Below are 12,777 nucleotides of genomic sequence, written 5' to 3' on the forward strand. Positions count from 1 at the left end.
CATACCAACATTATAGATGTGGGAGCATGAAGGCCCCGCAAGCCGCCCGGCCAGCATACTCCCATTAATAGTTAAAGTATGGACTTTGCTTTTATCGTAAACTGTAGCCAATATTACCTGATCACTACACCGTACAATACTGTCAGAAATCTGTCCCCGGTGTCGCGTGCACGCAATTTATTTTTTCAATTCTTTCAAAACGTTAACTATATTTAATGGCCACTTATTTTACCAGAATCAATACTGAGAGTTTTATTACCGTTCTGAAAAGAGAAGACTTTTCAGATGAAATGCGTGGATGGTACGAAGTCATTACAGTACAGGGATGTAATAATAAAGATCGACAATGGATTCATTATTCTGTTGCTTTTGGACAGATGCCAAATGGAAGTATTCAATATCTTCTCCTTCTCTCCTGATAAGATTCAGTTTTGGCAATATACACATATATATTGTATTGGAAAATTGTTGATATTGTTCCTTATGACCAACGAAATGGAATTTTGCATATTTACCACATTTTATTACCCTGGACATGGGTATTTTGCCTCCATCAACGGAATTATGTTCCATACCAAAAAAACTGCTTACGGCGATGACCTGGTCTTTGGTATTATCCGGCTTAAAAGACGAGAGACAATACACATTTTTGCCCCACGTTCTGAGCGTCTCATGAATGATTTTCCATTTTATAGGCGACGCTTTTTTAGGAAGGTCATTTGTTGCGATCTGATGAGATGTTTGAAATCCGAAAATTTCTTTTGACGTAAGCTGACAAATTTCGAACTGATAATGTTCATCACAGTCAAGCCAGTAGGGAGGCCGTAGGTTTCTGAGATCCCAGAAATCAGCCTTGCGATAGTTATTGGGATTGACGCCAAATGTTTTTTTGAACTCTCGACTATAGGACTGTACTGAATCAAACCCCATTCTGAACGCGATATCTGTAACCGACTGAGAGGTCAACTTTAGCAGAGTGGCGCTTCTGCTCAACTTGCGTTGTCTGATATATTTTCCGATAGACACCCCACACTTTTTTTTAAAAAAATCCTGCAAACTCCTTCGCGAATAACCTGTTATAACAACCAGCTTTTCAATATCAATCCTCTCCTCAAGGTTTTTTTCTATTTGCTCTAATACTGAGTCTATTATGGCTTTTTTCATCATCATTCCTCTTTGTTGAAGCCTTAAATATAAATATTTAAGGTGTTTGACATACTGTGTTATTAAACTACTGAGGGTTGTTAGCTTTTCTGGCAAAACAAGGAAGATTTAAATTGCTTGACGTTTCTGAATAAACTTTACACTTGGAGATCGGCTTTTGCCAGTAAAGCTAAGTAATTAGCATGGCGAAGGGCATAATTTCACAGGCGGTTAAAATGATTGAATAACTCTGAATTTTTAGCCCGTGAGATTATAAATCTCGTAATTATTTCTAATGATTTAATAAAAGGGAATTGTTTTGTACTTAAAAAAATCTTTATTAGCGTTAGCGATTTGTGCATCCGTGGTCTCAGTAGAGGCGGTGGCGAATACCAGAGCCAATGATATGGCTTCTTCTGCTACACCTGCTTCTGTTGGTCACCGTCCTGTGGCAACTACTAATGCAAAAAAGATAGAAGTGTCTGGGGAACTGACGACCGGTTCAACCCTCCAGATAGCGGATGTTTTTATTAGGGATGAGGATGGGGATCCCTTATCGCTGGATAAAATGAATAATGCCGACGATATTAAATGGTATCTGGTGGATAATGAGGCCGCCGATCCTTCTGGAACCCCGGCGGCAACCGGGACGGCTTTTACCATTCCTGCTGATGCAGGCGGTAAAAAAATTAAAATCGTTTACCGGATTAAGACGGCAACGGGGACGCCGGATAGTGCATTCTTGCCTGCCACTGTCTTATTAACTTCTGCATCTTCTGGGGTGGGCGGCGACTCCGCCGCAGACGGTACAATTTCTAATAAGCTACGTTCTGTCACTATCAATGTGGTGAATGAAAGTGGTAAACCAACTGATGAACTCAACGGTACCAATGACGCCAACACCCCAGTGGTGGGCGGCACCCTTGAAGCGGTACTGGAATGTGCCGCCACAGCGGCGGCTGAGTGTGAGGTCAGTAATTATAACTTTACCTGGCAGATGGCGGATGCCGGGACACCAGATAAGTTCACCGATCTGAATAATACCAACGCTGAAAAACATAAATATATTATTAAGGGAACTGAGCAGAATAAACTGTTCCGTGTCCACGTTACGCCTAAAACGACGAAAGCCACGCCGGAGAATAAACGCGCTATCCGTCGCTGATGGTTACCGCCAAATAAACATCTTATTTAAATACTCCCTCTGCCAGGCAGGGGGATATAGCAGGAGACAATAAAGTGGTTTTTTCTAAAAAACCCATTACTAAATATATAACCTGGGCCATTGTTACCAGTCAGATTTCACTCCCGGTCATCGCTGATAGCGATAATGAAATTCAGTCATGGATTGCAGGAACGGCATCGTCTATTTCTCCGCATCTGCAGGAGGGGACGCTGGAGGATTATGCCAAAGGAAAAATAAAGGCATTGCCAGGGCAAGCCGCTAATCATCTGGTGAACGAGGGGATGAAGAGCGCTTTTCCGGAGATTATTTTCCGTGGTGGCGTCAATCTTGAAGATGGCGCGAAATATCGCTCATCAGAGTTCGATATGTTTATTCCCACCCAGGAAACGACATCGTCTTTACTCTTTGGCCAGCTTGGCTTTCGCGACCACGACAGCAGCAGTTTCGATGGCCGCATCTATGCTAACGTTGGTGTGGGTTACCGTCAGGAGGTCAATGGATGGCTGCTCGGCGTCAATACGTTTCTGGATGCCGACATCCGTTATTCCCACTTACGTGGCGGCATTGGCGGGGAAGTCTATAAAGACAGTCTGGCCTTTTCCGGCAACTATTATTTCCCTCTCACCGGCTGGAAAACGTCAGCAGCGCATGAATTACATGATGAGCGTCCGGCATATGGCTTTGATCTGCGAACAAAAGGCACGCTTCCCGATTTTCCCTGGTTCAGTGGCGAGCTGACATATGAACAGTATTACGGGGATAAAGTTGATCTATTGGGTAACGGTACATTAAGCCGGAATCCCCGCGCCGCAGGTGCGGCTCTGGTCTGGAATCCTGTCCCCTTGCTTGAGGTCAGAGCAGGATATCGGGACGCCGGTAAAGGCGGATCGCAGGCAGAGGGCGGTCTGAGAGTCAACTATTCCTTCGGTACGCCGTTACATGAACAGCTTGATTACCGCAACGTTGGGGCGCCCTCAAATACGACTAATCGGCGTGCCTTTGTCGATCGTAATTACGATATCGTCATGGCGTATCGGGAGCAGGCCAGTAAAATCCGCATTACGGTAATGCCGGTGTCAGGCCTGTCCGGGACGCTGGTGACATTAATGGCGACGGTAGATAGCCGTTACTCGATTGAGAAGGTTGAGTGGTCGGGTGATGCGGAGCTTCTCGCCGGACTCCAGCTTCAGGGGAGTCTGGGCAGCGGCCTTATCCTTCCACAACTTCCGCTGACGGCGAGCGACGGTCAGGAGTATAGCCTTTATTTAACGGTGACTGACAGCCGGGGTGCTCGCGTGACCTCCGAGCGTATCCCGGTAAGGGTGACACAGGATGAGACCAGTTTCCGTTCATGGATAAATGTTATCAATGACGATGTTCAGGTTGAGAACGGCAACTTTGTTATCAGTACGCCGCTTCCTGCCGGAGAAGAGGGGAAGGTTATTGAGTGGCACTACGTGCGCGAGCGTTCTGAAGAGGAGTGGGCGTCGCTCAAACCACGTAATATTAAGTATCAATCAGATACGCCGGGTCTGGCATTTAAAGCGCTCGGCGGTACAGAGCGTGACGGCCATTGGGTTGAACGGGTTCTGGTGACCCATATCGGCGATGATGCCCGCTCGCTCAAATTACATATCGAAGCAAGCGGACCAGACGATAAACATCCGGTGAAGGGTACAGTACTACTACAAGCTCAGTCAGGCAGTATTGCGCAGAAGGTCACTTCTGTAGAGGTGCTTTTTACGCCGGGTACTGAAGAAGCCAACGGAAGCGTTACTGCGCCAGTCGTCGGAACGGAAATGCGAGCCAGAACGCTTTGTGTAAATAACACGGACTGTACTGATGCGTTTAATTATCAGTGGGAAATCTCGGATGAAATGAAATCCTGGCAATCCGTACCGGGGGCGACAAAAGCCACCAGGCTTATCCCTTATAGCCTTAACGGGGAATCGCTACAGAATAAATATATCCGCGTCAGAATTATTTCTGATAAAGAAAATGCTAAGAGTTCTACCGCAGCATCTGATGCGAATTAATGTTTTAAAAAGGATCAACAGTGCGTATGTCGAAACATAATCTTATTATCTATAGCCTGCTTCTGGCGGCTGTGTCAATAAGCGTCTCGGCGGGTTCGTCGACAACGTCCGCAGCAACCGTCGGGATGCTTTCTCCTCCTACGGCGCCGAGCGTTGGGCACAGACCTGAGAAACCGAGAGTTGTCTTCAAGTTCGAAAATGAGAAGGGGCAAGCTCTAGTGTATGACACTGATTATGCGCCCGTTTCGGGAACTACGCTAAACAAATATCTACTTTGGGACGCCAGGGACCCTGATACACATTACTTTCAGGCTAGTGAAACATCTACTATGACATGTACATATTATCTGGTTAATCGAGATGGTTCTCAGCATAAAGTTAAACGTGAAAAACCATGTGAATATAGATTTGACTTCAAGGAGGAGCATGTTGGTTCAAAACTAAAGTTGGAACTTTATAACGAAACGGATATGGCTTCAGCATCAGGCTACACGCCGGTGCCTACAGTCTCTGCTCCCTTCTACGTTGAGACAAAGGTCATAGTCAATATGCCTCCAGACTTAGCTATCGTGGATATAGATAAACCTGTTCTTTTACCGGGAGAAAGCGCTATCGTAAAACTTATTTTCAAGGACAAAGATAACAATCCTATAAATGATCTTGAGATAATGAGATATAGGGACTATAACCATGATGGGGAATGGGATATTTCCTTTGTCAAAAAGGGTTCTAACCCCGGCGAGTATATACATACGGTAACCTATAAAGGTGCTAATGGTAGTAGAGACCCAAAGGTATTCTTAGAATACAAACATTTGGGTGTATTTCTTTTGTCTAAAAAGATTATGATTACAGGGAAATAATTATGACGCCAACAACAACACAGGATTATATCTCATTGGGGCAGGAGTACTCAGTGACCTTTGGCAAAACACAACTGACCCTCAAACCTGGTATACTGGCTGAAGGCGAACCATTACCCTGTACAAAGGGGCTGGTGAGCCATGATTTATTGCCGGGTTACTGTATCCCGGGGATAAAAAAGCGGATTATTGTCGTTCCGTCACTGGATACGCCGGTTTGTGAATGGCAGGTAAAAGAATATAGTGACCGCCTTAAATCAGCGGGTAGCCACTCAAACCGGGCGGTATATGTGTTGAGTATGGATACGCCATTTGCTCAGGCCCGTTTTATTCGGGAACATGATATTCATCCCGGCATAATTTTTGTTTCTGACTACGCTTGCCGCCAGTTTTTGGATAATTCCGGGCTGAAAATTAATGAGCTCAGTATTTTTGCCAGAGCGTTGATAGAGTGCGATGAAAACAATGTGGTTACGCGTGTTATTGTACCACGAGATATCACTCATCTTCCTGTTTACTAATCACTTATATCAGCACCGCCCCTGCACAGAGAACCGAATAACCGGCAATGCAGGGGCGCAGGCATTCTCTTGTGTGCCCCCACATTTAATATATATACTATTGCATCACGCATAAGGAACTGAAAATGATGCCAGCGGATGGGGCAGGTTAACGTTATGGCACCACTGAATTTCTGCAATAATCGTCTGGTAACCGGAAAGCCACTTATGGCTTTGTGATTTGGCCTGCTGGTGCTGTAAATTATTTATCAATAGCTCCATTGATTCGCGGGTCTGCCAGTAATAATTATTAACTATTCTTCCGCTGGCGGCATCGGTATAGCTTTCCATCCCAATATAGCCATCAATAGACTGCGTATAGCGCTCAATCCAGCCATCCAGTTGATAAAACTCTTCGTCGTACTCTTTTTTTTCGAAAATAAAACTTGTCAGAAACAGCGACATAGTATTTCTCCTGTTACGCAATATCAATCAAACACCTATCAACGTGGATTCAAAACGTAAACCTGGCATCATTTTTTCAAGGCCGTCAGTCAGCATGTTTCCTGCCGCGTACAATTCATCAACCGGCATTTCCGGCAAGCTTTCAAGGATAAACCACATCGCTTTATCTGAAGCGCTTAGTCGGGTACGTACTCCCTGACGCCAGTTCCAGCGCCGACAGGTGACGCCTCTGTCATCGCGCCAGATAACTTCGCCCGGTTCTGGCGACTCGGTGACGGGTTGTCCTTCTTTCAGGGTATCAAATGTTTCACTACCGTCTGCGAAAACCAGCCGCGGCGATCCACAATAAGCCGCGCTATTTTCGCCGCCTACCGGTACGGCATAGCGCAGGCTCACGGCGTTATAAAGATCAACGACCGGGTCTAGCGCCGCCATTGTTCCATCCTTCAACACGCGTTTTCGTAGCGCTTCAGCCGAGCAGGGGGTGCGCTTTGGTTTTGCGCCGAATGCTTTAAACACCGCATTCCAGGCGTCTATATGCGCCTGTCCCCACGCAGGCTGGCCGTTAAGTACGGCCTGACAGGCCTCTTTTAGCGCGATTTCTCCGACCTGCGCATCGCGAATCGGAGCGGCAATAACATTAATACTTAATGCACGAAAACCGGGAGCGATACGGGCCAGTTCCGGGCTGATTGACGGTAACATAGAAGACATCGCATAATCCTGTAATGACTATTTTCTTCTATGATATCGACCAATGACCAAAAAAGTCAACTTATCGACCACGGCGGGCGCCGACGTCAGCACAATAAATGAAGCTGTTTCCCAACGTATCAAACAATTTCGTAGCCAAAAAAAGATGTCGCTGGATGAGCTTGCGCGGCGTTCCGGCGTCAGTAAAGGAATGCTGGTGGAAATTGAAGGCTGTAAAGCCAATCCAAGCATTGCGCTGTTATGTAAGATCGCGGCGGCAATGGGAGTGTCCGTGGCGGATTTTGTCAACGTCGCCAGCGAGCCGATGGTCCATCTTATCGACCGGGATGCTATTCCGGTGTTGTGGCGCGGCGAGAAAGGCGGCAGCGCAAAACTGATGGCGGGAACCAGCGGACCGGATATGCTGGAACTCTGGCAATGGATAATGCATCCTGGTGAACAGTTTGAATCGGCAGGACATCCGGCCGACACCTGTGAATTACTGTTTGTTAATCAGGGAACACTGACGTTAACGGTCGACGATAGACGCTTTATTATTCGGGAGGGCTGCTCCGCTGTAGCCAGAACTAATATGCCTCATGCCTACGTTAACGACACTAAGGAGGTGCTTGAATTTACCATGACAGTGAATGAAAAGAGCCGTTGATCACCGTGAGGAAGGCACTAACAACCCGTCATCCGGACAGGGAAGCCTCGGTGCCCGATAAGCGTTATCGGGCGCCGACTATCTTTTATTTTATCGCAGGCGCGGCCTCCGGATCATCGATATAGAGCGTCTGGCTTGGGAAGGCGAAGTCAGCGCCGTTTTCCTGGACAATCGCAATAATTTTCAGGTAAACATCCTGCTGTACGGCAAGCCATTCCTGCCATACTGTCGTTTTGGTAAAGCAATACACCATAATATTCAGCGAAGAGTCGGCGAATTCATTAAAATAGACCAACAGCGTCTGTTTCTGATCGATATCGCTGTGCGCCTGCAGCATGTTTCTGATAGCGTCAACAATGAGGCCAATTTTGTCGGCATCTTCGTAACGTAATCCAATAACCGTTTTTATTCGACGGTTGGTCATCCGTCCCGGATTCTCAACGCTAATGGATGAAAAGACGGAATTAGGCACGTACAACGGGCGGTGGTCGAATGTGTTAATTCGCGTAATTCGCCAGCCGATTTCGGCGACCGTACCTTCGATATTTCTGTCAGGAGAACGAATCCAGTCTCCGATACTGAAGGGGCGATCGAAATAGAGCATAATACCGGAGAAAAAATTACTCAGGACATCTTTGCCCGCCATACCAACAGCGATACCGCCGATACCGCCAAAGGTCAGCAGACCGGACAGACTCATGCCAAAATGTTCGCCATACAATAAGACAATCGCGACAATAATGGTTATTTTTATGACCCGTGCCAGAATACGGGTACTGGTGACATCTCTACCTTTATTGACCTGTGCTTTTTCAAATTGGTTAATAATCAGGAAAAGTTTTATCGTCAGAATAAGCGCAATGAGCGAGGTGCAGATAAAATCAATGACCCCGGAAGAGATAAAACGCAAATTATAATCTTCAATAGCATTATTCAGGATGCTCCCGATGGTCCCAATAATAATCGCGTAAATAAAAAACTGTGCCGCATGGAACGTGAATCCTTTCTTCCACTGTACGTTACGGCTGAGCCAAAATCTCACGACCAGCAACGCCATGCCGCAACTGAAAAGTATCGCCAGATTAAATGCGTTTTTGAGAAAAAATTCAGTGAACATTATTGTTTTCCGCTCCTTCCTACGATAACAGCTCAGAATGACCTGATTAACAGGTATTTTACCCAGGATAAACGCGTAGATCATCGATAAGTAAAAAGAAGAAATAGTGCTATCAGCTTTAATCTCAGCGGTTTACTTTTTATGTAAATACAATGTCACGTTTTATGGAGCAGACATCGCGTGATTGTCATGGTATTGTTGCTATCAGGTAACAAAGTCATCTGTAAAGGACAATACTATGATCATGATGAAGCTGAAATCGGCGAAGGGGAAAAAATTTCTGTTATGCCTGCTGGCAGTGTTTATCGTTGCGGCATCGGTGGTAACGCGCGCGACTATCGGCGGTGTGATTGAGCAATATCATATTCCACTGTCCGAGTGGACAAGCTCTATGTATGCCATTCAGTCGGCAATGATTTTCGTTTACAGTCTGGTGTTCACTATTCTGCTGGCGATTCCTTTGGGGATCTATTTCCTCGGCGGAGATGAGTAACAGGAATGAGGTATTGGCCGGATGGCAGCGCCATCCGGCAGGACGCAAGAGGGATTAATCGTCCTCGTCGTCCAGTTCAACCGGTGTCTGATACTCATCAGGCTTAATGACTAACAGGTCGCAGCGCAGATGGTCAATGACCTGTTCGGCCGTGTTCCCCAGAAACGCGGCCGAGAGTCCGGTACGTCCAACGGTGCCAAGCACAACGATCCCCGCCTGGAGATGTTCGGCAAGATCCGGGATAACTTCTTCCGGCAAGCCTTTTTCTACATGCGTAACTTTTTCATCGATGCTGAATTTCTGGCGCAGCGCTTTCATCGCCAGTAAATGCTGGCCTCTGATGGCGTCGTTATACACGCTGGGATCAAATTCCGGCAGCTCAATGGCGATATTGATTGGCGTAACGGGGTAGGCGCCGACCAGATGTACTTCGGTATGATTAACCTGCTCCGCCAATTGTAAGGTCTCTTTTACCAGCTTTTCGTTGAGAGCATTGTGATAGGGCTCTTCGCTTGCCAGGTTCACGGCGACCAGTGCTTTGCCGCCTTCTGGCCACGGCTGATCTTTGACCATCCACACGGGGCTTGGGCATTTACGCAGCAAATGCCAGTCGGTAGGGGTAAAAATGACCGCTTCCAGTCGATCGTGCTGATGCGCCATTTTCAACACCAGATCGTGACTGCCGGCGATAACCTCCTGGATGATGGCCTCAAAGGGACGATTGTGCCAGACCACTTTAATTTCAATGGGGACACCGGCTTCCAGATAATATTTCGCCTGCTCACGTATCCAGGCTGTGCGTTGGCTTATTACACCCTGACGCATTGCGGTGCGTTCGTCAGGAGAAAGTAGGGTGGTCATCTCATACGAAAAATCGTAAATAGGCAGGAAAGCTTTAATTTTGCCGCCAATCCGTTGATGCAAATAAACTGCTCGCCGTAATGCGGGTTGGTCGTCCTGGTTGGGATCGATGACCACCAGCATATTTTGATACATAGCCATACAGGGTCTCCTTACAACTGTCATCGCAGTTTGTAACTAAAGAGTAACTCAAATATGGTGAATGAAACAGAGGAAGCGCTTCTGCCAGATCAATAAATGAGAAAAATTTAACGATATGGCAGAAGATAACATCAATGGTCTGGCTGACGTTTAAGCGACGTTGCGGGTATGACCGGCGAGGGCCGCCAGCGCATCGCTGTTTTCAATAGTAATATACTTACCTTTCACCGCCAGCATACCGCTTTTCTGGAAACGCCCCAGCAGACGGCTAATGGTTTCGACCGTTAAGCCAAGATAGTTGCCGATATCGCCACGGGTCATCGTCAGGCGGAATTCACGCGGTGAAAAACCACGCTGCGCAAAGCGGCGGGACAGATTGTAAATAAACGCGGCCAGACGTTCTTCGGCGTTTTTCTTCGACAATAACAGGATCATATCCTGATCGCCTTTAATTTCACCACTCATCAGACGCATCATTTGCTGACGCAGGTTCGGCATTTTGCCGGACAGGTCATCCAGCGTCTCAAAGGGAATTTCACATACCATTGAGGTTTCCAGCGCCTGTGCAAAGCTCGGATGATGACCGCTGCCAATGGCGTCAAAACCCACCAGGTCGCCTGCTAAATGGAATCCAGTAATCTGCTCATCGCCTTGCTCGGTAATGGTGTAGCTTTTAATCGTTCCGGAGCGGATAGCATAGAGCGATTTCAGTTCATCACCTGCTTTAAACAGAGTTTGCCCTTTCTGAATGGGCTTTTTGCGCTCGATGATATTATCAAGCTGATCAAGCTCATGCTCGTTAAGTGTGAACGGGATGCAAAGCTGGCTGATACTGCAATCCTGGCAATGGATAGCACAACCGCCAGACTGAATGCGCCGTATAATTCGCTTTTCCGGGATCATAGGTCTGCTCAAGCCGTAATTGATATTTGTCAATTTTAACATCTTTTTGGTGAGCGCGTAAGTCTGAGCTATCCCGGAGAAGGAATAATTCAAGTATAAGTTTGATGAATGCTTTTATCTCTTTGAAAATACGTAATTTATTTGTTGTTGCTTTACCTAAAAGTGTGACCGATAAGGCACTTTTTGCCTGTATATTCATAATAAAAGATAGCCTTCATGGCGTAATAGCCACTCTTTTCGCTGCACGCCGCCTGCGTATCCGGTCAGAGTGCCGTTACGCCCGATGACGCGATGGCAGGGAACAACAATACTGATGGGGTTCGCGCCATTCGCAGCACCGACTGCGCGTGCGGCGCCCGGTCGTCCCAGTTGCGCCGCCAGTTGACCATAGTGCATCACCTGTCCGCAGGGGATAGCGCGCAACGCCTGCCATACTTCCCGTTGAAAAGGTGTGCCCCCCGTGGCGGTTTCCAGGGTATCAATTACGGCGAGATTGCCTGCAAAATAATCAGCAAGCTTATCGCTGAGTCCACCGGGGTTAGTCGCAGAAACGCATTCATAGCCTTCGTGACGGTAGTGGATATTTAGCAGTTGCTCCATACGATCGCGGTACTGTTCCCACTCAATGGCCCGCAGTCGAAACTGCTCATCACAAACCACCCATAACGGACCTAACGGCGTGGCTATCTTCTCTTCAAGTAATCTCAGCATCCGTTCTCTCACATCGTCTTAGCCTAACGTAAGAGACAAGATATCATGCCAGGAATACCCGCAACCATACTCCTTAAAAGATAATCAGGGATAACACATTTAGCGACAGTAATATCGTTGGCGGAGAAAAAGAGAGCCTGGCGAGGCGGTTAATTGCCTTACATTGTCGCTGTTATTGGAAATAACTGTAAATCGTTGTCGGTATAACAGGGCACGGTTATGATAACGGCAGTCGCAAAAACGCTGGAGGATGAACCATGAACCTTGACGATAAAGCGCTGTTTCTTGACGCCATGGAGGATGTCCAGCCGCTGAAACGCCATACTGATGTACACTGGCAGCCAACGCGTAATCTTAAAACGCCCCAGCGTATCGACACGCTTCAGCTTGATAATTTCCTGACGACGGGCTTTCTGGATATTCTGCCGCTGAATGAACCGCTGGAATTTCGTCGGGAAGGATTGCAGCAAGGTGTCATCGACAAGTTACGCAGTGGAAAATACCCTCAGCAGGCCAGCCTTAATTTGTTACGCCAGCCGGTCGAAACGTGCCGAAAGATGCTGTTTCGTTTTATCCTGGAGGCGCAAAAAGAGGGGTTGCGTAATATCCTGATCATTCATGGTAAAGGGCGAGAGGCGAAGTCACATGCCAATATCGTCCGAAGCTATGTGGCCCGCTGGTTGACAGAGTTTGAGGATGTACAGGCTTATTGTTCGGCGCTGCCGCACCATGGCGGCGGCGGGGCATGTTATGTCGCGTTACGTAAAACGGTGCAGGCTAAACAGGATAACTGGGAGCGCCATGCGAAGCGTAGTCGGTAAATCGTTGCCGCTGGCGGACAGGACCGCCAGCCAAGCTCACGCGAACCCGATTTTATGCCCGATATAACGCCTTATCCAAACGCTTAGGGTTCTGCAAGAGAACGGGATTATAACGCTGTCTGCGGTAATAACACGGATAAACAGTCATTCACTTATTTAAGCGTCTATTAAAATGTA

14 protein-coding genes are annotated in these 12,777 nt (G+C 47.2%); 7 read left to right on the plus strand and 7 right to left on the minus strand.

Going from position 1 to position 12,777, the window contains the following annotated elements; genetic code table 11:
- Nucleotides 1-312: 312 nt before the first annotated feature.
- On the minus strand, nucleotides 313-1,170 hold the full coding sequence (locus ACLD11_RS03300) for a GyrI-like domain-containing protein (RefSeq protein ID WP_411014526.1): 858 nt from the start codon (nucleotides 1,168-1,170) through the stop codon (nucleotides 313-315).
- A 292-nt stretch (nucleotides 1,171-1,462) separates the two neighbouring features.
- Between ACLD11_RS03300 and zirU the strand changes: the two genes are divergently transcribed.
- The 4 genes from zirU (at nucleotide 1,463) to ACLD11_RS03320 (ending at nucleotide 5,749) form a co-directional block, all read left to right on the plus strand.
- Nucleotides 1,463-2,308 (plus strand): two-partner-like secretion system exoprotein ZirU, encoded by an 846-nt coding sequence (gene zirU, locus ACLD11_RS03305; RefSeq protein ID WP_131046055.1) that lies wholly within the window; start codon nucleotides 1,463-1,465, stop codon nucleotides 2,306-2,308.
- A 74-nt stretch (nucleotides 2,309-2,382) separates the two neighbouring features.
- Nucleotides 2,383-4,365 (plus strand): two-partner secretion translocator ZirT, encoded by a 1,983-nt coding sequence (gene zirT, locus ACLD11_RS03310; protein WP_411014527.1) that lies wholly within the window; start codon nucleotides 2,383-2,385, stop codon nucleotides 4,363-4,365.
- Nucleotides 4,366-4,391: 26 nt separating this feature from the next.
- Complete coding sequence (locus tag ACLD11_RS03315; protein ID WP_411014528.1) at nucleotides 4,392-5,228, plus strand: ZirS family two-partner secretion-like system exoprotein; 837 nt, start codon at nucleotides 4,392-4,394, stop codon at nucleotides 5,226-5,228.
- A gap of 2 nt (nucleotides 5,229-5,230) precedes the next feature.
- On the plus strand, nucleotides 5,231-5,749 hold the full coding sequence (locus ACLD11_RS03320) for a redoxin family protein (protein WP_411014529.1): 519 nt from the start codon (nucleotides 5,231-5,233) through the stop codon (nucleotides 5,747-5,749).
- 105 nt (nucleotides 5,750-5,854) lie between these two features.
- Here ACLD11_RS03320 and ACLD11_RS03325 read toward each other — a convergent pair whose 3' ends face one another.
- Together ACLD11_RS03325 and ACLD11_RS03330 are read right to left on the minus strand one after the other, a co-directional pair.
- Nucleotides 5,855-6,193 carry a hypothetical protein gene (locus ACLD11_RS03325; protein ID WP_411014530.1) on the minus strand — a complete coding sequence of 113 codons (339 nt, stop codon included), beginning with the start codon at nucleotides 6,191-6,193 and terminating at the stop codon, nucleotides 5,855-5,857.
- 27 nt (nucleotides 6,194-6,220) lie between these two features.
- Complete coding sequence (locus ACLD11_RS03330; RefSeq protein WP_183059623.1) at nucleotides 6,221-6,907, minus strand: B3/4 domain-containing protein; 687 nt, start codon at nucleotides 6,905-6,907, stop codon at nucleotides 6,221-6,223.
- A gap of 43 nt (nucleotides 6,908-6,950) precedes the next feature.
- Here ACLD11_RS03330 and ACLD11_RS03335 point away from each other — a divergent pair, with 43 nt between their 5' ends.
- The gene (locus ACLD11_RS03335) at nucleotides 6,951-7,553 is read left to right on the plus strand and encodes an XRE family transcriptional regulator (protein WP_411014531.1); all 603 of its coding nucleotides are present in this window, start codon (nucleotides 6,951-6,953) and stop codon (nucleotides 7,551-7,553) included.
- A gap of 85 nt (nucleotides 7,554-7,638) precedes the next feature.
- On the opposite strand, the gene ACLD11_RS03340 is transcribed toward ACLD11_RS03335, so the two are convergent.
- On the minus strand, nucleotides 7,639-8,670 hold the full coding sequence (locus ACLD11_RS03340; RefSeq protein ID WP_000493670.1) for a mechanosensitive ion channel family protein: 1,032 nt from the start codon (nucleotides 8,668-8,670) through the stop codon (nucleotides 7,639-7,641).
- Nucleotides 8,671-8,908: 238 nt separating this feature from the next.
- Between ACLD11_RS03340 and ACLD11_RS03345 the strand changes: the two genes are divergently transcribed.
- Nucleotides 8,909-9,163, plus strand: coding sequence for a DUF2534 family protein (locus tag ACLD11_RS03345; RefSeq protein ID WP_000605645.1), 255 nt, complete (start codon nucleotides 8,909-8,911; stop codon nucleotides 9,161-9,163).
- A 54-nt stretch (nucleotides 9,164-9,217) separates the two neighbouring features.
- On the opposite strand, the gene uspE is transcribed toward ACLD11_RS03345, so the two are convergent.
- From uspE to ogt, 3 genes are all read right to left on the minus strand, one after another.
- The gene (gene uspE, locus ACLD11_RS03350) at nucleotides 9,218-10,165 is read right to left on the minus strand and encodes a universal stress protein UspE (protein ID WP_001262138.1); all 948 of its coding nucleotides are present in this window, start codon (nucleotides 10,163-10,165) and stop codon (nucleotides 9,218-9,220) included.
- A 150-nt stretch (nucleotides 10,166-10,315) separates the two neighbouring features.
- A complete protein-coding gene (gene fnr / locus ACLD11_RS03355; protein ID WP_000611914.1) occupies nucleotides 10,316-11,068 on the minus strand; it encodes a fumarate/nitrate reduction transcriptional regulator Fnr in 753 nt (250 codons plus the stop codon).
- A 195-nt stretch (nucleotides 11,069-11,263) separates the two neighbouring features.
- Nucleotides 11,264-11,779 (minus strand): methylated-DNA--[protein]-cysteine S-methyltransferase, encoded by a 516-nt coding sequence (ogt, locus tag ACLD11_RS03360; RefSeq protein ID WP_411014532.1) that lies wholly within the window; start codon nucleotides 11,777-11,779, stop codon nucleotides 11,264-11,266.
- 257 nt (nucleotides 11,780-12,036) lie between these two features.
- Here ogt and smrA point away from each other — a divergent pair, with 257 nt between their 5' ends.
- The gene (gene smrA, locus ACLD11_RS03365; RefSeq protein WP_183059621.1) at nucleotides 12,037-12,600 is read left to right on the plus strand and encodes a DNA endonuclease SmrA; all 564 of its coding nucleotides are present in this window, start codon (nucleotides 12,037-12,039) and stop codon (nucleotides 12,598-12,600) included.
- The last annotated feature ends 177 nt before the right edge of the window (nucleotides 12,601-12,777 follow it).

This window comes from Salmonella sp. 741265116_PST (genome assembly GCF_046567715.1).
Lineage (GTDB): Bacteria > Pseudomonadota > Gammaproteobacteria > Enterobacterales > Enterobacteriaceae > Salmonella > Salmonella enterica.